This window comes from Tardiphaga sp. 619_E2_N8_4 (assembly GCF_051810905.1).
GTDB classification, from domain to species: domain Bacteria; phylum Pseudomonadota; class Alphaproteobacteria; order Rhizobiales; family Xanthobacteraceae; genus Tardiphaga; species Tardiphaga robiniae.
Genome location: NZ_JBPWQJ010000001.1, coordinates 4,397,818 through 4,417,272 on the forward strand (window position 1 = coordinate 4,397,818; position 19,455 = coordinate 4,417,272).

Annotated in this window: 18 protein-coding genes; 10 read left to right on the top strand and 8 right to left on the bottom strand. The window is 58.3% G+C overall.

The window, feature by feature from the left end:
* Window positions 1–151 precede the first annotated feature (151 nt).
* Window positions 152–3,193: an AAA family ATPase gene (locus AB8A23_RS21165; protein ID WP_439058320.1), complete on the top strand. Its 3,042-nt coding sequence runs from the start codon at window positions 152–154 to the stop codon at window positions 3,191–3,193.
* A 20-nt stretch (window positions 3,194–3,213) separates the two neighbouring features.
* A complete protein-coding gene (locus tag AB8A23_RS21170; RefSeq protein ID WP_439058319.1) occupies window positions 3,214–4,806 on the top strand; it encodes a hypothetical protein in 1,593 nt (530 codons plus the stop codon).
* A 149-nt stretch (window positions 4,807–4,955) separates the two neighbouring features.
* On the opposite strand, the gene AB8A23_RS21175 is transcribed toward AB8A23_RS21170, so the two are convergent.
* The 3 genes from AB8A23_RS21175 to AB8A23_RS21185 form a co-directional block, all read right to left on the bottom strand.
* Complete coding sequence (locus AB8A23_RS21175) at window positions 4,956–5,081, bottom strand: hypothetical protein (protein ID WP_439058318.1); 126 nt, start codon at window positions 5,079–5,081, stop codon at window positions 4,956–4,958.
* Between the two features lie 190 nt (window positions 5,082–5,271).
* The gene (locus AB8A23_RS21180) at window positions 5,272–5,541 is read right to left on the bottom strand and encodes a DUF968 domain-containing protein (RefSeq protein ID WP_439058317.1); all 270 of its coding nucleotides are present in this window, start codon (window positions 5,539–5,541) and stop codon (window positions 5,272–5,274) included.
* A gap of 9 nt (window positions 5,542–5,550) precedes the next feature.
* Window positions 5,551–6,075 (bottom strand): hypothetical protein, encoded by a 525-nt coding sequence (locus AB8A23_RS21185; protein WP_439058316.1) that lies wholly within the window; start codon window positions 6,073–6,075, stop codon window positions 5,551–5,553.
* A 108-nt stretch (window positions 6,076–6,183) separates the two neighbouring features.
* Here AB8A23_RS21185 and AB8A23_RS21190 point away from each other — a divergent pair, with 108 nt between their 5' ends.
* Together AB8A23_RS21190 and AB8A23_RS21195 are read left to right on the top strand one after the other, a co-directional pair.
* Window positions 6,184–7,089: a hypothetical protein gene (locus AB8A23_RS21190; protein WP_439058315.1), complete on the top strand. Its 906-nt coding sequence runs from the start codon at window positions 6,184–6,186 to the stop codon at window positions 7,087–7,089.
* A gap of 424 nt (window positions 7,090–7,513) precedes the next feature.
* Window positions 7,514–8,416, top strand: a complete 903-nt coding sequence (locus AB8A23_RS21195; protein ID WP_439058314.1) for a hypothetical protein — start codon at window positions 7,514–7,516, stop codon at window positions 8,414–8,416.
* Between the two features lie 22 nt (window positions 8,417–8,438).
* Here AB8A23_RS21195 and AB8A23_RS21200 read toward each other — a convergent pair whose 3' ends face one another.
* From AB8A23_RS21200 to AB8A23_RS21220, 5 genes are all read right to left on the bottom strand, one after another.
* Window positions 8,439–9,191 carry a DUF3800 domain-containing protein gene (locus AB8A23_RS21200; RefSeq protein ID WP_439058313.1) on the bottom strand — a complete coding sequence of 251 codons (753 nt, stop codon included), beginning with the start codon at window positions 9,189–9,191 and terminating at the stop codon, window positions 8,439–8,441.
* 244 nt (window positions 9,192–9,435) lie between these two features.
* On the bottom strand, window positions 9,436–11,196 hold the full coding sequence (locus AB8A23_RS21205) for a metallophosphoesterase (protein ID WP_439058312.1): 1,761 nt from the start codon (window positions 11,194–11,196) through the stop codon (window positions 9,436–9,438).
* Between the two features lie 27 nt (window positions 11,197–11,223).
* Entirely contained in the window at window positions 11,224–12,030 is an 807-nt protein-coding gene (locus tag AB8A23_RS21210; RefSeq protein ID WP_439058311.1) for a hypothetical protein, read from the bottom strand.
* Window positions 12,027–14,327 carry a ThiF family adenylyltransferase gene (locus AB8A23_RS21215; protein WP_439058310.1) on the bottom strand — a complete coding sequence of 767 codons (2,301 nt, stop codon included), beginning with the start codon at window positions 14,325–14,327 and terminating at the stop codon, window positions 12,027–12,029. Before AB8A23_RS21215 ends, AB8A23_RS21210 begins: the two co-directional genes overlap by 4 nt.
* A gap of 2 nt (window positions 14,328–14,329) precedes the next feature.
* Window positions 14,330–15,499 (bottom strand): metallohydrolase, encoded by a 1,170-nt coding sequence (locus AB8A23_RS21220; RefSeq protein WP_439058309.1) that lies wholly within the window; start codon window positions 15,497–15,499, stop codon window positions 14,330–14,332.
* Between the two features lie 364 nt (window positions 15,500–15,863).
* Here AB8A23_RS21220 and AB8A23_RS21225 point away from each other — a divergent pair, with 364 nt between their 5' ends.
* Genes AB8A23_RS21225 through dinB form a run of 6 tightly spaced genes read left to right on the top strand, consistent with a single transcriptional unit; the run spans window position 15,864 to window position 19,446 of the window.
* Entirely contained in the window at window positions 15,864–16,271 is a 408-nt protein-coding gene (locus AB8A23_RS21225; RefSeq protein ID WP_439058308.1) for a hypothetical protein, read from the top strand.
* Window positions 16,272–16,316: 45 nt separating this feature from the next.
* On the top strand, window positions 16,317–16,769 hold the full coding sequence (locus AB8A23_RS21230; protein WP_439058307.1) for a hypothetical protein: 453 nt from the start codon (window positions 16,317–16,319) through the stop codon (window positions 16,767–16,769).
* 21 nt (window positions 16,770–16,790) lie between these two features.
* Window positions 16,791–17,390, top strand: coding sequence for a hypothetical protein (locus AB8A23_RS21235; protein WP_439058306.1), 600 nt, complete (start codon window positions 16,791–16,793; stop codon window positions 17,388–17,390).
* Window positions 17,383–18,105: an SOS response-associated peptidase gene (locus AB8A23_RS21240; RefSeq protein ID WP_439058305.1), complete on the top strand. Its 723-nt coding sequence runs from the start codon at window positions 17,383–17,385 to the stop codon at window positions 18,103–18,105. Before AB8A23_RS21235 ends, AB8A23_RS21240 begins: the two co-directional genes overlap by 8 nt.
* Window positions 18,095–18,364 carry a hypothetical protein gene (locus AB8A23_RS21245; RefSeq protein ID WP_439058304.1) on the top strand — a complete coding sequence of 90 codons (270 nt, stop codon included), beginning with the start codon at window positions 18,095–18,097 and terminating at the stop codon, window positions 18,362–18,364. The genes AB8A23_RS21240 and AB8A23_RS21245 overlap by 11 nt, the downstream gene beginning before the upstream one ends.
* Window positions 18,343–19,446 carry a DNA polymerase IV gene (gene dinB / locus AB8A23_RS21250; RefSeq protein WP_439058303.1) on the top strand — a complete coding sequence of 368 codons (1,104 nt, stop codon included), beginning with the start codon at window positions 18,343–18,345 and terminating at the stop codon, window positions 19,444–19,446. Before AB8A23_RS21245 ends, dinB begins: the two co-directional genes overlap by 22 nt.
* Window positions 19,447–19,455 lie beyond the last annotated feature (9 nt).

Here is a 19,455-nt window from a genome sequence, read left to right on the forward strand (position 1 = left end):
AACGAAATAGCAGCGCCGGCGCCTTGAAGGTGGTTGCGCGCGAGATGGGAACACGCCATCGTTGCATCCTTGCCGACGGAACGATGCTTGCGCGAAGGGCTGCTGCGAGCCCGCCGTTGCTCCCGAAACTTTCGAAAAGGTACACACACTCATGTCGGAGCGCGCGTTCAAGTTTCTCCTGCAAAAGGATGCGCAGCCGTTTCGTCCCTCGACTTGTTTCATCGTCGCCGATCCGAAAGTGAATGATCGCAAGCTCTGGACGCTCGAGCTCGAGGAGCCGAAGGGCGCCGAGTGGTACATCCAGATCGACGACATCAAGGACTGGATGCTGCACGGCAGCAAGGCGGTTCGCCAGATGTTCTACGACACAAAAAACCCACGCACGCCGTTCAGGGAATTGGACCGGGAAGAAGTCTTCCGAGAGTATCTACGCAAGATTTTTGAAAAACTACCCGGTGAATATCGCCAACGTCGGAAGTACGCGCTGATGCCGTCGATCTCCGACGACAAGACGCGTTCGAGATACAAGGACGCCATCGAGGCGGCATTACCTGGCGTCACCGTCATACCCGAGCCCGAGATGGTGGCAGAGTACTTCCGGCTTTTGAAACGCACGTTGAAACTCGAGACCGGTGCGAACAACGTCATTCTTGTGATCGACGTAGGGGCATCGACGGCGAACATGACTTTGGTTCTCAGTCGCCGGGATCAGACCATCGTCGACATCGATACGACCGGCGCGCAGCGTGACCAACGCATCCGTGCGCTCCGTGGCGACAGCGTCGATCATGCCGGGCGGTGGGTCGACTCCCAACTCGCCAACGAACTGGGCGTCTCTGAGTCTTTGATGGAGCGGGACCGCGAAAACCGGGACCGGGTTCTCAGGGCAATAGAAAAAGCGAAGGTCAACGCAAGCCGTACTGGTGTCGATACGCCCGTCGGCATTCCATCGACAGGCGCCCCCATCGTAGTCACCCAAGCGACGCTTCAATTCCTTTCAAAGAAGCTCGCGGAATCGCTTTTGCCTCTGTTCGAGAAACTCTGCGAGCGGCTTTACGACAACCAGACGTCCACCGAAGACGCCAAGAAAAAGAGCGAGGCGCGTCTTATCGAGCGCCGGGTGAGCGGCTCGGGAGAGGCCTACCGCCTCATCGACAGCATCCTTCTCGCGGGCGGAACCAGTCTGCTTCCTGGCTTCCAGGAGGCGATGCTCTCGACGTTTTTTCCGGGTGAAGACCGACCCAAGGTTCTCCACGTCGGAACTTCGTTCGCAATCGCCGCAGCCGCCGGCGGACTGGCTCATATTCTCCACAATTACACCCCTCCTCGATTGCGTGAACCAGATGGCCGGGGAGGAAACGTCTTCCAGCCCGCGCTGGAATCGACCCTCCCCTATCCTCTGCTCCTTGGAATAAAACAGGCGGCGGGCCTTGAAGAACAAGTGACGGTCCTCGACCAGAACGAGGCGTTTATCGATGACGGTGGGACGCGGTTCATCGATGGTCTTCCGTTGCTCGCGACGGGGACGCACCCGAAGATGAGGCTTGTGCCTGGCGGTGCGGCAGGCGTGGATGCTCGCAAAGGACGCAAATTCAAGGCGCTGGAAGTTAGGCAGTCTCCGGGCAAGATGAGAATCGAATGGGATCCTGCGAAGCAGCGGGCAACGGTTCTATCCGACCAGGTGCACGACACCAAATCCACGCTTTGGATCGACGCGAACACCCTCCGAAAGCGCGAAGAGCCCGTCTTGAACCCCTTCGATGATGGCGAGCTGCCGCCAGGCACATTGGCGGTAGATGAGGCTCAGGACGTCGTCATCGACCTCGGCATGTCGAAGATCGTAGCGTTGACCGCCGATCGGGGCTGGGTTTCGGCGGAAGAGCTCGAACGTCTGGTGAGGGACGGGTTGGACGACGAGCAACTGATATCGGATCATCAACCATTGCCGGACGACGGACGCATCATCGCCGATGTCGCAGATGGACCGCAAATAATCGACCATCGGCCCGACACGGACACCGAGGCGGGAGCCAAAAGCTATTCGAACGACGCAAGACCGGGAAACGCTGTATCCGCCGCCGAAACGACGAACGCGTCTGACGTTTCTAATGAAGTCCACCCCCCCTCGGCCCCGCCGGTCGAGTCCGAACCAACGGTCGACGCCGCCTCTGTGTCGCCGACGGATCGAATTCCGGAAACCACCTTCGACTGGGATACGCGGGTTTCGGATTCCCAGTTTTCACATGCGCTCGTCGGGCTTAGGGACTCGCTGAAGGATGTCGCTCCGCACCAGCGGTTCGACGACATCGTCGTGGCGCTCCTCGCGCTCGCAGTGCGTCCGATAGTGGTCCTCGCGGGTCCGCCCGGCTGCGGGAAATCAACGCTAGTCCGGATGATCGCACGGATCCTCGGCGCGGAATCGGGCAAGACCTTTCACGAAATTGCCGTACAGGCACACTGGGAGAACGACGAAGTTCTCTTCGCTGAGGATGGTTTACTTCGGCATCTTGTCGTCAATCAAAACCGGTCGCACATCATCTTATTCGATGAATTCAATCTGACGCGCCCGGAATACTACCTTTCGCGGATGTTTCATGCGTTGGACGGCGGGAAGGGATCGATCTCGCCCGGCACTAGAATCGCGCCATCCCGCGTGTTCGGAACAATGAACATCGACGATTCCTCGCGCCCGCCGTCGCCGAAAGTCATCGATAGGTGCTTTCTTCTCGAACTGGCGCAGGTGCCCTGGGACGTCGAGAGACCAATCGGCCTGCCGGATTTTAGCGCGATAAAGCCTCTGCCGGGCCTTCCAGCCGCGTCGATAGACGGTGCAAGCACAGACGAGCGGATCGATTCAGTATTGAAAGCCTTGCACGTGGCGGTAGTCGAGAACGATCTCCGCCACGATCTTCTCCCCTCCCGTCGAGCTCTCTCGGACATCAAGGCTCTCCTCGGCCTTCACCACCGGCTGGATCTTCAAGGAAAAGACCTTCTGAGCCGCGACGACCTGGTGGACCGGGTCCTCGCCAGTCGTGTTCTTGTCAAACTATCAGGTGCGTTCGACCAGGTGCAGCCGGCCCTTGACGCGTTGGACAAAGCCGTCGACGGAATGGAGGAATTGCAACGCACACGCCGGCGCCTGAAGCTGGCGCGGCAGCAATCGCGCCTTGGTTTCGTCTCGCCATGGCATTAGTAAGTTCGGAAATCGAGGTAGTGCGTGTCGCGGGCGAGGATGGCCTGCCCGCCGAGTACGAATGGAAACCGTCAACCTGGTACGTCATACGAGACGACTGTCCCTATTTGGACGTTCTCGTCAGGGGCCACGATCCGCAAGCAATGGAAAAGCACAACAAGTTCGAGCGGCTTTCGGAGCTCGCGCCTGAAGGCCGAAGATGGCACCGCTGGAACCTCGAGAAAGAGGTCGGTCGCAACCGTCGCTTCGGCGAGGCGACCCTATCCTTGAAGATTCCGGAAAGTGTCGAGTTGCGGTGTTATATTATACCCACTCTGCTGATCAGCTTTCGCGACGTGATCGCGATGATCGAGGATATAGAATCCGAGCTGGGAGTCACCGCCACATGGGACGTGATCACCGAACGAACCGATCGATCCTGGAGCCGTCGATCCATCAATGGCGGCCATATCGCAGCCAGCGAACTCGTCAAGCACGTCGAAGAAGAGCGGAGCTTCGCTAATTCGATCCGCCGCGATCCCTTTTCGGAATTGAGTCCAAAGTCCAAACGTGATGTCCCGTTGCCTGAGAACGCGATCGTCTCCCATTGGGCCCTTCGGAGATATGGTCAGCTGCAAAGCTCGGCCGACAATGTCGCGCGGGAACTGTCGGTGTTCAGGGACAAAGCCAAACGACACAATCCTGACGGCCGCCTGCCGGACATAAATCTCTCCATCGGTCGGCTAGAAGCGTTGTCGGACAGGATCTCGGAATTGCAGGGAAAACTGTCCCGTTTGTGCAACGAAGTCGAACTGCAGACAGCGATATATCCAGGTCCCGTATTCCAACGGGACCACCGCCTTCGCCAACTGCTGCGCGCTTTCGCGCCCCGCCTCTCCGAGGCGCTCTCGGCAGTCGAATCGACGAGATCCCATTACCCTCCCATCTATCTGAATACGTTGTGGGAGCTCTGGGGAGCGGTCTGGTTGGTAAGGGAGTTCAGACGATGGGGCTTCGTTGGAACGTGCATCGTTAATCCAGCGGACATGCTTCATTCGTGCTCATGGAAGCTCGAGCGCAACGATGTGGTGCTCGAGCTGGATTACGAGGCCGAACCGTCGCTTGTCGATTACGCCCGAGTATCGGAGATCCATGATCGTGGGATGCCCGTTCTCGAGTGGGCCGCATTGAACCAGGAGTTCGACGAGGACCGACCTTATTTCGGGTCGGAAGAAAAATGTTCGCCCGACTATCTGATCAGGATCAGCGGTCCTTCGGGGCGCGCGCTCTTGGTCGGCGATGCCAGTCTAGCCAGTCCGAAACACCATGGAGTTCCTAACAAGCGAGATTCAAAGCCTTACACCGTGGAAAACTATCGACGGACGATAGGGTGGGCGACTGGTAGCGAGGTTGTCAGGTGCCACCCACTCGGCGGCTTCGTGCTGTTTCCACCACCCACGGTGTCATGGAATTACCTTCAGCGCCTTCCGGGAGCAAGCGACTGCACGCTTCTCTGTCCTAGTCCACTCGGCGACGAGCAGGCGAGAAGCAGATTGGCCAAAATGATGTCAATCATTAGTCCAGAAATCGCGGCAGCGGTCTCGCAAAGTACAGTGGCGGAGACAACTGAATAGCCTGAATGGCGAGAACGCGAATTTCCAGGCTCATCGCTTTCGTCGAGGCCTCCCCCTGGGTATCGCCTGCGCTCTTCGCGGGGGGGGGGGGCGCTGGGTTATAACTTTCTGGCGACACTCGTCGGATGGAGTGGCTGGCCAGCCAATCCTCAATAGAGCAGTCTCGGTACAAGCAGCACGAGCACGACAATCAGGATTGCGGCTCCTATCCCGATCCACCCTTTGGCGTCGAAATCAAAGCCAGGGCCTTTGAACTTCAGTTGGTGGTCCGACATGGTTCTCTCCTTTAAAAATCGAGAGAACCGTTCGGGGGGATTTGTTTAGTTGCTGCTGATTTGCGTGGCGCGTCAATCCTTGCAGATTCTTTGCATCCCGCACCTTTCGCGCCCATTCGATACGTTGCGGCCCTTATCGGCACGTTCCTGCACCTATTCGCACGTTTCGGCGCCCTCACCTTTTCTCGCGTTATCCACAGCCTGTTTGCCGGTGATCAATTCGCTGGTCGCGGCGATATGGTCGTCCCGAGCCAAACTTGCGCTCCCACGTTTTCTGCCTGGAATGAATGGCGACACCGTATCCATCTGACCGATGATGGACTGGAGAGAGCGGCATTGTGGAGGTGTCAGGCGCCATCATCGCCATCCCGGCACCCGTGCGGTGATGGACTTCGACGGGCCAGGCTCCGTAGACGCAACATGGCAGACTGGCCACCATGCCGAGGTAGTCGCGCGGCACGTGACTTTCTCAAACGAACGAAGCCGCGCCCCAAACGATGGTGCCGACAATGGTGCACGCAAGCGAGAGTTTAACCGAACGAGCCCTCTTAGCCGCCGCGTCATCGATCTGATCAACCAATTTTCGCAAGTTCTTTCGATTGATCTTCATTGCACTTTCCACTCCGGCCTGAAGGATCTCAAAGGTATGTCCAATATCAATCCCCTCCTCTGTAACCAGTCCGCGCGTCTTATCTTCCTTTCGTAGATCCCCAAGATGGTCGTCGAGTATTTCGATGAAACCGCGCCGCACCTCGATGGCTTGCCTCTCTTCGCCCGAAAGTTGCCAGTCGCGGAACTGCAGAACGACGCTTACGCAAATAAGAGCTGGTCCCAATACGCCAAAAACGTTAGCCAAAGTCATAGCGTCATCCCTTCCGCGTTCCATTTCACCGATAAATCGCACATGGATGATCGAACCATTTTCTACCTGATAATCCCAACCGGACTTTCCCCAGTAGGAAATCCAGCTCAGCATGTCCGGAATGCCGTTCATCTGACAGTCGACCAAAACTCCGCACGGGTCTCCGCCAACCCCGCTGAGGAGGAACAGTGACGACTCAACTCCCGGTAGGCTAACTTCGCCGCTCCATAGGGGGCGGCAATGTCTTTTGATTCGATGGGTGAAAACGAAGCCGAGAAGCGTGCCATCCACGACTTCTTTATCAGCGTTACGCTTCCCATCCTCATCCATCAGGATGACCAATTCGGCATCGCAGCAACGGCCACGCTTTTCAAAATAGCCGGGCGGCATTTCCTCGTTACGGCCGCCCACACCTACGAGGACTATCACCCCGGCACCTGGCATTTCCCTTCTCACCCAAGGAAGGGGCGTATTCACACAATCGGTCTCGCCGAATACATCCAGCCTGCAAGCGACACAGACGCCCTGGATTTTGCTGTTCTGGAATTAAGAGATTCTGCGGCTCTCGCGATACTCGAAGAGAACTGGCGTTTCCTCACTCTCGACAACGTCTGGCTTCCTGATTACTCGGCCGACGCCGTGCTCGTTGCTGGCTACCCCTCCGTGCGGGCCACGTTCGAGGACGAGAACCTTCGCGCCAAGATATTCATCCTGCGGCAGAAGTATCGCATCGAGACCCCACAAAGCGCCTTGGCGCATGGACTGACAAAGGGCGTAGACTTCTTCATCGACTATCAGGACGCCGTGAACGAGTACACAGGCGAAGTTGTATCCGCTGTCAGCGTGAAGGGAATGAGTGGTTGCTCAATTTGGGCATATCGTAAGCGTGGTTGGATCGAGCGGTCGTTCTGGAGCGCCGAAGTGCCACTGAAAATCATCGGTATTCAGTCGTCCGAAATGCAGGGTGACTACCTGCGTGCTAAGTCGTGGGGCGCCGTTATTCGCATGCTTCAATTGCTCGACCCTGACGTACGGGATGAAGCTGAACGGGCAGCGCAGCTAATACTTTCCAAGCTCGGTCCGGAAGGTGTTATCGAAGCCCGTCCTGCTGACCTTCCAACAAGCACTCCGCCACCCAATGGCTGACGGCTCCGTGCTGTGCTTGACGGAAGACACGGGGCCAGCACGAACGAGGCTGTTTGGGGCCGGAGCCGCCCCCCCGCGTCACCTTGCAATCACTCGCTGCCAGTCCGAAACACGCGGCGGATTACAAAGCTGCGAAGAATTGCTTCGACCCACACCCTGCGTGCCATTGCTACGAATGCAAGTGTGCGCGTGCCTTCGCTAATGATGCAGTGACCGCAGACGCCAAGCTCAACGCCGCTAAGGCCATCGTGGCGGAGCGGCTGGCGGAGGCACTAGCTAAACTTGCGGATACCCGATGACCTTGTGCCGTTTCCCGACTTTGGACTTCCCCGTGCGGCGTACCCGCGTGGACAGGGCATTCCACTATACCCTGCGGCACAACTTCTGGTAACTTTCTTGCGATTCCTCACGGACAGGCCCACGCATGAAGCTTCTCGACGACATCATTGATATGGCCTCCGACAATAAAGAGCCGGTTGGAAGTCTGCTGAGGAAATGCCTCGTTCTGGAGAGGCAACTCAGAAACGACAAGCTAAGAGCCTGGGTTGATCAAGAGCTGGACGGGTATGATCGCGACAGGGAGGCAGAATTTCCGAGCTACCGCGTCTTCAATTGCGTCAATAAGGGCGAATTTCACGGCATGACCGTCAAGGCAGCGGCGCAACCATTTTCCTTATCCGTGCTGAGCACGGAACATCGCGAGATGATGGAGCGGGTCCATCTGCATCAACCCGCCGCCGCCTACGAAGCGCGTCCCGATCATTCGGACGATGCCGCCCTCCCTTGGCCGCAGGCGCTGGTCAACCATTACTCTCATAAGATCTACCGCAACGGAGAGCCAGCAATGATGCGGGCTTGGCAGGAAATACCAGGTTCGATTCTGATTGGCTTACTCGAACAGGTTCGCACCCGCGTCCTCAGGTTTGCGCTTGATCTGAAGGATAGCTTGCCAGCTGAAGCAGAAACCGCAAGCAGCGTCTCTGCAGCCCAGGTCGATAAGTCCGTAGTAAACATCTTCTATGGCGGCAATAATCTCATAGCCACTAACACCGCCCAAGTGTCGCAGGTCGTCCAACAGTCTATCACTCAAAATGACCTTCCCTCGCTAGTCCAGGCGATGCAGCAGTTGGGCGTCACGAAAGACGGTCTCAAGGCGCTTGAGAAAGCCGTTGCTGATGGCGAGCCAGAAGAGAAGGCCGACAAAGCCAAGAAGTGGGCATTACAGATTGGGAAATATATCGGAACTGAAGGCGTCAAGGTTGGCGTCGAGGTCGCCAAGAAAACAGCCCTGCACTGGTTGAGCCAGTACTTCGGGATACCCATGTAGTATCGAAGTTACTACCAGTTTATCAGGCCGTTTTATCGATGGTCTCGCGAATCCGGGAAACTATTTCTTCAATGTGCCCACGCACCGCGAGGAGACCTATGGTAAGTTCGCGGTAAATGAAATCCTTGAAATGAGCAAGAACCGTCGGATTGTCGGGATTGCGCAAGGATTCAATTGCATACGTGTAGGTCTCATATGCCACCATATCCGCCCCTTGCAGCGCAACAACCCTTTTTACCGGCGCGAATGAAAGACATTCAATCTCTCTCCACATGAAAGGTCGCACGTCCCTAAATCTTCGAGCAAACTCACCGAGTCGATCTTCGGTGCCTGCGTCGAAGTACATGTCGATTGGCTCACCAGGCCTTCTGGCACGGATAATGTTGGTCACCTCTTCAATGCACTTGAAGAAGCAAAAGCCCAGTGCGGTTTCGTAGTGCTCCCCGAGCTCCTCAGTTATCAATTCATCCCAGACGACTTTGTCGACTGCCACCGCGACAGTTACCATACCAGTAGTTAGAATTACTTGCCGAAAACGGTACGTGAGATGGTCGCGCTCTGCCTGGCTAAACCCTCGAAAGTCCCCTGTGCCATTACGGCACTCGGTCAAATGGAAGTGCTTAAGTGGCGGCCGGCCCGGCAGAGGTGCTTTAAGAACCTCGTTCCAGCCTTGCTCGAACACATCCCACTGATGGTCAGTCCCAAGCAATCCGCCTATGGCCACGACCTGAGATCCATCATGGGTGCCGCTATCGTCGAAGAACGCTCCGAGCATCGCCTATCCCCTTCCGTACAGCCCTTTGGGGCGCGGCACGCCCGAGTTCTCGTTGGGTTTCTCGAAAAAACGCATCAAAAAATTCCGCTGCTCATCAACGCTGAACGACCGCATCCTGCCGCACGGCCTCGACAAACGACCGGCCGTGGATGACACGAACAGCGCAATCCAATTCGTCCAACCGGCCGTCCGACGAGCATTTTGCGAACAGCAATGATTGCCTTCGTTCAAGCTTTCAGTCTGACTATTCTGCCGCTTCCACTGAGGTCCTGCCGAACCGGATGGACACTTTCTCGATCAAGTGAGGTTCAAGCTTCGATTTGGGCAAGAACACCGGTACGTCCGGATCTGGCGTGTCTTTGTTGTGGTTCTTGTTGGCAATCCAATCGTCTCGCTTCGGCACCTTGTTCAGCCCGACCACAAAGATGTCGAAACCGTCTTCAGCCAGCCTTATCCGCAGGAAGTTGTTGTACGATCCGATCCGAAGCGAGCTGAACGCGTCGTTGCGGTTCATGCGGAGCCAACGGCTCGTGATCAGCATGTTCAACCCGAACAACGTGCTTCCGATGAGAAATCCGACGGGTATCATCTCGACCGCTAGCAGGCCGAGCCGGGCCCAAACTTCCCACCATTCGCCGGTCCAATTGAAATGGCGAGAGTTGAGCTCTACGAACCAATGCGAAGCCGACAGCACCGCCGCCACGTGGGCCGCGGCGTGGACGGCGCTGGATGCCCAGATCTTAAACTTGTTGGAGACCTCTTGCTTGAGAGTATAAGCAATGAGGGAAACGCCGAACATCGCGCCGATCGCCAGGTACGTATCGGGCTTGTCGCGCAGAGCGACTAAGATGGCGCAGAGAAGATAGACGCCGCCCATCAGCAGTGAGAAATCCCAGTTGCTGAAGGCAAAGTAGATATTGCGCCAAGTCAGACCGCGGCTTGTCTCGAATGACGGATAGGCCGCCGGCACAGTTTTCTTTGCGTCCTCCGCGTCAGGCATAGTGCCGAGTTTCAGCGCTTCGCGGTGATCCACGAAATTCAACGAGACATCCTGTTGAAGATGATGTGTCGGGTGCAGGAAGGCCCCGCCTCCGCCTGAGGTTATGAACTGCCGGTCTTCCTTGCCGACGTAACGGCTGTAGTGGTGCGTGTCTCCAGAGAGCAGCAGTGGAACTGTATGACCGCGATCCGCATTTTGCGCGATGCCAACGGCGTACTCCATAATCTCCCAGGAACTGCGATGGGTGTCTGTGTAAAGCCAGCCGGGCTCGGCACTGCACAGAATGACCTTCGAGTTCTCGGGCATGTGGGCGGCAATATGCTTGAAGTAATCTGCCTGGGGCTGATCCATGTCGTCCGCAAGTTGGATGTCCGTCGCCCAGAGCCACCAGCCCTCCGTGATCCTGACGGCAAAATAGCTTCGTCTCTGATAGGACCGCCATTCGCCCAGATGCCAGGGCTTCTCCTTGCAGAATAGCGCTAGGAACAGCACCAATCCGTCGTACCAGTCATGATTGCCGGGAATTGCGAGGACGGGTCTGCCGGCGTCGTCCTTTTTGTCGTGATCCGGAGCCGCCCAAGCGTACGGTTGTCGCAACTGGTTCATGTAGGCTTGGCGACTGGCTTTCGGGTAAACTTCGTCGCCACCCATGATGAGAGCCTGCCCGCGTGGCAGCGGCGCATCGCCCAGCTTGACTTCCTTCTGCGCCAGGAGGCTCGCTACGGCATAGGTACTGTCGAAGCCATCGCCGAGATCGGCTACCCAATCGATCCATGTGCTTCCATCGGCCGCCGGCTTCAACCGATGCCTGAAGTCCTCCGCCCGCCTGATGTGCTCTTCCGGTGGTACGGTATCAAGCGCAGCGATGATCAACCGCCTGTCTGCGTACTGACCGAAGATCGAAGACAGCACCACGTTGTTGATCAGCTTAAGCAGCAGCACTGGATCGAACCAGTGCGCCATCTTCGGATAAGTGGTCTTGTCGTCGAGTGGAGGCACGGCCATCAATTCGTCTCCCGTCAAGCTTTGCTCTTAGGCTTCCTTCATCTTTTTCGCTGGCGTTGCGCGTGGCCGGGACGCGGGCTTGGCTGCCTTCACCGGCTTGTTGAGATGAGGTGATCGACTGCTCAACAGCAATTGGCGCGCGTAGATACGCGCCGCATCGAATACGCTCCGCTCGGTGACGAAGATCGCCAAATATCCCGCGTGAAGTGCCGCAATCACGATCACGGCGAGCAATTTCCCATTGAAGCCGTTCGACCAGTCGATGGGCCACCGGTACCAGAAGATCGCTAGGCAGACGACGACGATGAAGGCGTTCAGCAAGAATCCAGATTCCTTGAGTCCGAAGAGATTTCGTCGGAATCCGTAGCTTACGTTTTCGTTGAACAAGACGTCGAATTTCTTCTGGTTACGGGTGTTTTCACGCAACCAGATCACGCCACGCACATAGTATGCGTCAGCCTTCTCTGGATCCGCCGCTTCTTCCTCCGCAGTCGGCGCCGGCTCTGAGAGCTTCGATGCGATGAACTTGTGAAAATCAGACTTCGTGTGGGCATCGTAGGTGGCATCGCTATGCCGCAGCGTCACCGTCGTTGGTAATCCACCCATCTTGGCAATGATCGATGGCTCGATCGCCCTGCCTCGACGTCTGGCAATGTCCGCAAAGACGGCAAACAGTACAGTCAGCGCGGTGCCGGCGATCAGGTGCGTCAGCCCCAGCTTGCCCCACGACACGAATATCGCGGCGAAAGCGAAGGCAGGTGCGCCGGCGATGATCGCCGGCACCAGGCGGGCTCTCATCGTGTAGGCGTCGATCGGAGATTTGAAGCCCTTCATTCTAGAAACTCCATAGACGGGCCAGGCATCTCGATGAGCTCCGACACGGTTTCGATGGCGAGATGGGTGTAGCCCGTCGGCGTGTGGATGAGCATCAACAACGGAAAATACTGGAGTCCCGACAGCAACGCGGCCGTGCGCATGTCCTTTGGCGATGGCCCGCTGGAAACCAGATGGTTGTGCCAGGTGCCGAGCGGGTACAGCGCACCACCGGTACCGTCCACTAGATCGCGCAGCAACGGCTTGAGACCATGCGTTCCCAGCACGAATTCTTCAGCCGAGAACTTGCTGTCCGGAGGTGCTGGCAGCGTTCCGACGACGTGGAAGTTGCCGGTGACGTCGCAATATCGCCCATAGATGATACCACCGGTCTCCGAATTCGGCTTTCGGGCCACTTCCTCCACGATAGTCTGGTGGACGTCAGGACTGATACGGATCTCCGAACTTCCGCGCTTCACGACAATGCGCGCCCCGACCTTCGTCTCGGACCACGATTGACTGAGGCCGTCCGCGCCGATGTTTCCGAGAAGCACCAGACCTCCGTCTGTCGGCAAACCTTCTTCCTGCAGTCGATGAAACCGTTCCGAGAACGCAGCGCTGAAGAGCGAAAGCCTGGAGTCCCGCAACGGCATCGTCAGAGCGGAACACCCCTGCCCGACAGCCACTTCGGTGGCTTCCGTCTTGAATATCCGCTCGGCGATGTCACCCCGTCGATGGATCTCCAGATAAGCCTCGCAGATCAGGTCCGTCGTGGACGGGTTTGCGCCGCTTCCCTCCACTGTCATCAGGCCGGCAGCGCCTGTACCCAGCAGGCAAGCTTCGATCACAGGAGGGCGCTGTCCCGTAAGCGGAGTGGACCCCAAGGTCTCGCGCACCGTGGCCGATCCGGTCGTGTTGACGATGGCGAAACAGCCGTCGCTGACGATCTGCCCGACCGACTTCGTCTTCAGCACGTGGTTCACGATGTCCAGATCGTGGGCCTTCACCCTGCCGCCGAGATCGGACAATGCGCTCTGCAGCAACGACGCCTTAGCATCGACGATTCCGAGCTTCGCCAGTGAACTGTTCGGATAGACGGCGTGCCGTGCGTAATTGTGAGGCAGCATGTTCGACCGGTCGACCACGCGGTCCGGCGCGCGCCCCGCGCGCGCCAGATGCAGCGCCATCTTGGAGCCGACGCTGCCGCACCCGATCAATGACCATGGTGGCGGTGGCGACGTTGTGCCGTCTCCGGATGCCTCCCGAAGCAGATTCTCGGAGATATCCTCGCGGTGCATGGCCGGCCTCACATCCTTTGAGCTCCGCCCGGAGAGATTGTCCTTCCCGTTGAGCTCGACGACGTAGGGACAAAGTTCGTAGACGGACGCGCTGCCAATGACGTTGTACGGACGACGCGCAAGCATGACGACCGCGAGAGGCACCGGCACCTTCATCCGCGACTTGGCGAACCGGTCCTGCAACAACTTCAGCATGGGCTCGAGATATTCCCTGCAGCCGAGCATCCGCGCGCGTTCCAGCAGATCGTCCATCGTCGATACGCTCTCAGGCATGTACCGGTCGGCGACGAACGTGGTCCCGTCCGGTTTCTTTCCAGACCAGGCGACAAGCGCGACGCCGGAGCCGGTTCGCCAGTCTCCGATATCCTTGAAGGTGAATTCTCCCGACAGACTTGGGCCGAGCGGGACGCGATCCGCCTTGCTGACCGTAAGCCAGTAGATGCTGTCGTTCTTGTCGGTGAAGGACGTGTATCGCGCATTGAAGGCCGAACACCCCGCTCCGCTTTTCGCGAGACTCTTCAGCCAGTCGCCGTTGGCGATGATCACGTCGTCGATGTGGTCGCGCCGGACCGGCTCCCAGCCCTGCTGGGGGTCGATCAGATCGAGCGTGGACGCCTTGTCTAGCCATTCTGCGAGTTGCTCGACGAGCCCCAGGATACCCCGCAGCCGCAGCAATTCGCGAGGCGAGCCCGCAAACAGACATGGCTCCGGAAGCTCGTCAGCCGAACCCGGCTGAATATGGGGATGGCTCCGATCGAAATCTGCGCGCAACCGAATCTGCGGTGGAAGGACCGGATAGTTTCGACCGAACCTGAACGTCACCGGTTCGAGTCCTCGCACGCCGGACGGGCTTTTTCCGTCTGCGCGCCACTGCGATGGCAGCTCGGTCTTCATCAGCACGGTGGCAACGACGGCGCCCGACGCATCGCCGGGGCCGACCTCGACCCCGGCGACCGCATTGTGCGCTCTGATCAGCCGGATCGCACGGGCGATTGGCACTGAGATCGCGACCGCCGACAATTTCAGGCCTCGTCTTCCGGGCAACCGTGAGCAAGCGGCTGGCTGCCGATACCCGAGGCAACGCCCAAGGTCGAAGCGAATGCCGCCCGCTTGATCTTGGCGCCCGACGAAGAAACCTCGATCACCAGCGGATCGTCACCGGCGCTGTCCGCGACACATTTGAACTCGCCCTTCACCGAGTCTAGGATGTCGATGTATTCGCGCTTCGCCCGGATGCAGGGCGGATCGTTCTTGTCGTCCTTGATGGCCTTGCTGCTCGCGACAACCAATGCCCCTTCCAGAGCCTGGCCAAGAGCTTTCCGAGCGGGATCCGAGACCTTCGCCTTCTCACCCATCTTCGACCAGCTGTCGTATGACAGGCTGTGCCAGGAACAGTGATGCGGGGCGATGAGCACGTCGTACTGAAGGCGTTCGGCGCGGCTCTTGTTGCGGTCCCAGATGAGGTCCCAGATCGCCACCTCGGCGTCGCCGCCGATGAGGTACCGGGTCTTCGTCACTTTTGCGACCTTGAGGTCGATCCGGATGATGACACTCGAGTTGTTCTTGGTGAGAACGTCCTCCTCCTCGTCGTCGTCGGACGGCATCGGTGCCAAAAGACGCGCTTCGAACGATGAGTCGTTCGTCCCGCAAATCTTCGAGAAGACCTCATCCACCTTCACCAAGATGTCCGTCAGATCGTCCGTCTTACCGTCGATGTCCTCGCCGAGAATGAGGATGCGGTTGCCGTCCTTGGCCGTCTTGTCCTTCTTGTACTTGTTCGCGCGCCTGCGGGCCTCGTCGCGCCAGGCCTCGGCATCCTCACCGAGCACGTGGTCGTCGTCCTTGGCGGTCGCCCGGCGGAACACGATCGGCGAAGACCACATCTCCTTGATGATGATCTTGTCGTCGGCCTTGGACCACGTGGAGGGATCCCCGAGATGAAAGTGCTTGCCGAGACCGCGGATATGGTCCGAGTCCGGATGGGTGTTCAGGAAGGCATCGACGAACAGGCGCCCGTCCGCGTCCCGATTCAGCTTCTTTCTAAGCTGCTTTGCGACGTCCGGCGTATCGTCGTCTTCGTCATCCGCAGCTTCGCGAATGTTGATATCAACCAGAACGAGCTTTCCCGACTCCAGCTCGAAAAGCGTCATGTCACCGTTATCGACCTTAAAATGCGAAACTTTAGCAGACATTCCCATCCTCCTGATTTATCAGCGAATTCTACGATTCTGACGGGGCGCCGATTGAAGGTCGGATGGCCACACCTATTCAGATATGGTGGCAGATCGGCTACGCAAGATGTAGACACGATTTATCTTTATCAACCTATATATATGATATCGTTCAACGTTTAGGCAATTTAGAAATGTTTCTGTTCTCTTACCGTTCTAAATAGTTCCGTTTTTGATCGGCTTGTCGGCTTTAGGTTCCAACACTCCCTTTAGGACGTGGGGCGGCTGACAAACATCTTTCGCGGGTATCCAGGAGTCTGATAAGCGCGCTAGATTCAACCTTGGCGGACTCGACTTTTGTTCTCTTTATGTTCTAACTCTCGGTATGAAGGATCATCCCGCGAGCTGGCGCATGCCGACACCCAAACAGATGGAAAAGCTGGCCGTCGAGGCCGTCCGGAGAAAGCCCGCTGCAGCCCCCGCCGGAGCCGATGCGGCGGAGATGCCGCCGCAATATTGGGAGGCGGTCCTGAGCGACCCGCGCGCCGACGCCAGACCGGCCGGCGTCCCGATCCAGCAACGCCGCCTGTCCGAGATCCCCCGCCACGTGCTGCGGGTCTCCTGCCGCCGCTGCGACCGCGTCGTCGAGATCCAGAAGACCGACGCTGTCCGGCTATACGGTGAGCATGCGATCTGGAAGGACGTCGGGATGCGGCTCCTCGACAACACGTGCCGGGAGCGGACGGGCCGCTACGAAGAAGACGGCTGCTGGCCGAACTTCGAAACGCCCTGACCTTCGGCTGTCGCCGATCCCCGTATTGTCTGCACCGGGACCCGGATGGCTCCGAAATATCACCCGACGCCCCTCTCCGGGGGAGACCGCAAGGCCCTGCAAAAGGAGCTCGGCAAGGCGCGGGCGATGACGACGGTGTTCGCGCAGCAGGCTGAGGAATTCCGGGCCAAGGGCGAAGCCCTGATCCGGAAAGCCGATCGACTGTCGTGCGAAAGCTGGAACGAGCGCATGTGGGCCGACGGCGAGCCGATCACCCCCTCCCCCACGATTGATCAGGCCGTGAACGGCGGCTTCCCGTGGCTGCAGATCGAATGCTCCCGCTGCAGAAGTCCCAACGACGTCGACCTCGCCGCGCTGCGCCGCCCACCCACGACGTTCGTGCATGATCTTGCCGGAAGGCTAAGATGCGAGAAATGCCAACAGGCCGGCAAGCGTCCCGCAGCGACATTGCTCCAATTGGCTGAGCGCACTCGCTACGATGGCGGTCGGCGGAAATAGACAGCAGGCGGAGGAAACACCATGCAGCCCAATAATTCCGATCCGGAAAAAGCCCTACAGCAGGCGACGCTCCGGCGGCAACGCCTGCTGTATTCGCTCAACGACCTACAGCAGGCTCTGAGCGCGTCGGCCTTTCTTCATGAGCTCGACGAGGGCGAAAAATACTCGAAGGTTGATCTCCGTCGCTTCCGCTGCTTCGAGACCACACTCGTCATCGCCTATACACGGCCGTTCTCGCAGTCGAAGGGGCGCTTCCCGCCATTGACCATGAAGATGATCGACTTCAAACCTACGCCCGAAAATCTGGCGCTTCACGACCAGCTCATGCTGATGCGCAACCAGATTATGGCCCATTCGGACGCCGAGATGATGAGGATGACCATCGCTCCCTTCGACATTCCGTTCGACGATGGCACACCGCCGATAAATTTGTTTCAAGCCGTGTTCGACGAAGGCGTCACCCTCATCGGCTCTCTGCTCCTGGAAACCGATATATTGCTGCACGAGGTCCACAACGCTCTCTTCCGGACCCTGTTCAAGGATGTTCAGCAGAATCCGGCGTCATTCGATCTCAGGATAGACAGCGACGGAGCCAAAACAGCGAGAAGTTTGCGTGTGTAACCTCTACTCGATGACGAAGAACCAGGCCGCGATCCGCCAGCTATTCGCGGTCACGAAGGACAGTGCCGGCAACCTACCGTCGATGCCCGGCATCTTTCCCGACAAAATGGCCCCGATTGTCCGGAACGCCGACGGCGGCCGCGAGCTCGCAATGTTGCGTTGGGGCATGCCCTCTTCGTCACAGGCGATTTTCAAGAAAGCCAAAACGCGGGCTGAGAAACTGGAAGCCAAGGGCAAACAGGCCGATTTCAAGCAGTTGTTGCGGATGGAACCCGACAAGGGAACGACGAACATTCGCCGACTGGAGAGCAAACACTGGACGCGCTGGACCGGCGTAAAACACCGTTGCGTCGTCCCGTTCTCGTCGTTCAGCGAATTCAATAAGGATGCAGGAGGCGACATCTGGTTCGCTCTCGACGAGAGCCGTCCCCTCGTCTGCTTTGCCGGGCTTTGGACGAACTGGACATCGGTCCGGATTATCAAGGAAGGCGAGACGACCAACGATCTGTACGCATTCCTGACGACGGAGGCGAATGCCGAGGTGTATGCCGTCCATCCGAAAGCGATGCCCGTCATCCTCACCAAGCAAGAGGAAGTCGATGTATGGATGAACGCCCCGTGGGATGAAGCCAAGGATCTGCAACGCCAGCTTCCCGATGGATCGCTGGAGATCGTCGGTCGGGGGCAAAAGAAGGATGGGAGCGATGCGAATTGAGTGGATTGCCGTGCTCGCACTGATCCTGCCGACCATTAGCCTGGCCCAGGACATCACCCAGCGGCCCGTGCGGACGGAGAAAATAACCAGTACGCCCGTCGGTGTCGGGTTGTACGAGGTTGGGTCGGACGGCACCGTCCTCGTCGATTGGCGGGCAGTCGAAGCCGCCGCCGAAGGTCCGGTCGATCGAACTCTGACGCCGGTGGCGCAGATGATGCTGGCGATCCGGGACGGCAAATGGAAGCCGATGTCGCGTTGAAAGAGCACACTTCCGCGCCACAGCGCAAAATCGTCCATATCGACATGGATGCCTTCTACGCATCAGTCGAGCAGCGCGACAATCCGGAACTGCGAGGCAAGCCCGTCGCCGTCGGCGGTTCGCGCGAGCGTGGCGTGGTGGCCGCGGCAAGCTACGAAGCCCGGAAGTTCGGTGTCCGGTCTGCGATGCCGTCGGTCACTGCCAAGCGTCAATGCCCCGACCTGATCTTCGTGAAGCCCCGCTTCGAGGTTTACAAGGAGATCAGTCAACAGATCAGGGCGATCTTCGAGGAGCATACGCCGATCATCGAACCGCTTTCGCTGGACGAAGCCTACCTCGACGTCACAGAAAACCTGCAGGATATTCCGCTCGCGCGAGATATCGCCCTGATGATCCGCGCGAAAATCAAAGCCGAGACCGGCCTCAACGCGTCAGCAGGCATCTCCTACAACAAGTTCCTCGCAAAGCTCGCCTCCGACCATCGCAAGCCGAACGGGCAATACGTCATCTCTCCAGAGATGGGACCGGCCTTCGTGGAACCCCTGCCCGTTGGCAAATTCCACGGCATCGGACCGGCGACCGCAGCCAGGTTCAACGCGCTCGGGATACGGACGGGCCTCGACATCCGCAATCAGACGCTGGCGTTCCTTGAGGCACACTTCGGCAAGGCCGGAACCTACTACTACTGGATCTCCCGAGGCATCGACGAACGGCCCGTTCGGGCTAACCGAATCCGGAAGTCGATCGGTGCGGAGAACACGTTCTTCGAGGATCTCACCGAATTCGACGCCATGATGACCGCCCTACAACCGCTCATCGACAAGGTCTGGGGGCATTGCGAGGGGACCAGCAATCGCGGGCGAACCGTCACGTTGAAGGTCAAGTTCTCCGACTTCGAGACGATCTCACGCAGTCAGTCGATGCCGGCTGTTGTTTCAGATCGCAGCGACCTGGAACGTGTCTCGATCTCCCTTCTCCAAAATCTGATGCCTATGCCGAAGGCGGTAAGGCTACTAGGCATATCGCTTTCCTCGCTTCAGAACGAAGCTGATATCGAGCCACAGCTGGACCTTCCGATCTAGATCACGTCA

Coding starts and splice junctions, on each gene's coding strand:
- dinB (WP_439058303.1), top strand. CDS start 18,343: ATGGAAGCCGATGTCGCGTTGAAAGAGCACACTTCCGCGCCACAGCGC.
- AB8A23_RS21225 (WP_439058308.1), top strand. CDS start 15,864: ATGAAGGATCATCCCGCGAGCTGGCGCATGCCGACACCCAAACAGATG.
- AB8A23_RS21195 (WP_439058314.1), top strand. CDS start 7,514: ATGAAGCTTCTCGACGACATCATTGATATGGCCTCCGACAATAAAGAG.
- AB8A23_RS21185 (WP_439058316.1), bottom strand. CDS start 6,075: ATGAACGGCATTCCGGACATGCTGAGCTGGATTTCCTACTGGGGAAAG.
- AB8A23_RS21190 (WP_439058315.1), top strand. CDS start 6,184: ATGTCTTTTGATTCGATGGGTGAAAACGAAGCCGAGAAGCGTGCCATC.
- AB8A23_RS21230 (WP_439058307.1), top strand. CDS start 16,317: ATGGCTCCGAAATATCACCCGACGCCCCTCTCCGGGGGAGACCGCAAG.
- AB8A23_RS21235 (WP_439058306.1), top strand. CDS start 16,791: ATGCAGCCCAATAATTCCGATCCGGAAAAAGCCCTACAGCAGGCGACG.
- AB8A23_RS21245 (WP_439058304.1), top strand. CDS start 18,095: ATGCGAATTGAGTGGATTGCCGTGCTCGCACTGATCCTGCCGACCATT.
- AB8A23_RS21210 (WP_439058311.1), bottom strand. CDS start 12,030: ATGAAGGGCTTCAAATCTCCGATCGACGCCTACACGATGAGAGCCCGC.
- AB8A23_RS21175 (WP_439058318.1), bottom strand. CDS start 5,081: ATGTCGGACCACCAACTGAAGTTCAAAGGCCCTGGCTTTGATTTCGAC.
- AB8A23_RS21205 (WP_439058312.1), bottom strand. CDS start 11,196: ATGGCCGTGCCTCCACTCGACGACAAGACCACTTATCCGAAGATGGCG.
- AB8A23_RS21200 (WP_439058313.1), bottom strand. CDS start 9,191: ATGCTCGGAGCGTTCTTCGACGATAGCGGCACCCATGATGGATCTCAG.
- AB8A23_RS21220 (WP_439058309.1), bottom strand. CDS start 15,499: ATGTCTGCTAAAGTTTCGCATTTTAAGGTCGATAACGGTGACATGACG.
- AB8A23_RS21165 (WP_439058320.1), top strand. CDS start 152: ATGTCGGAGCGCGCGTTCAAGTTTCTCCTGCAAAAGGATGCGCAGCCG.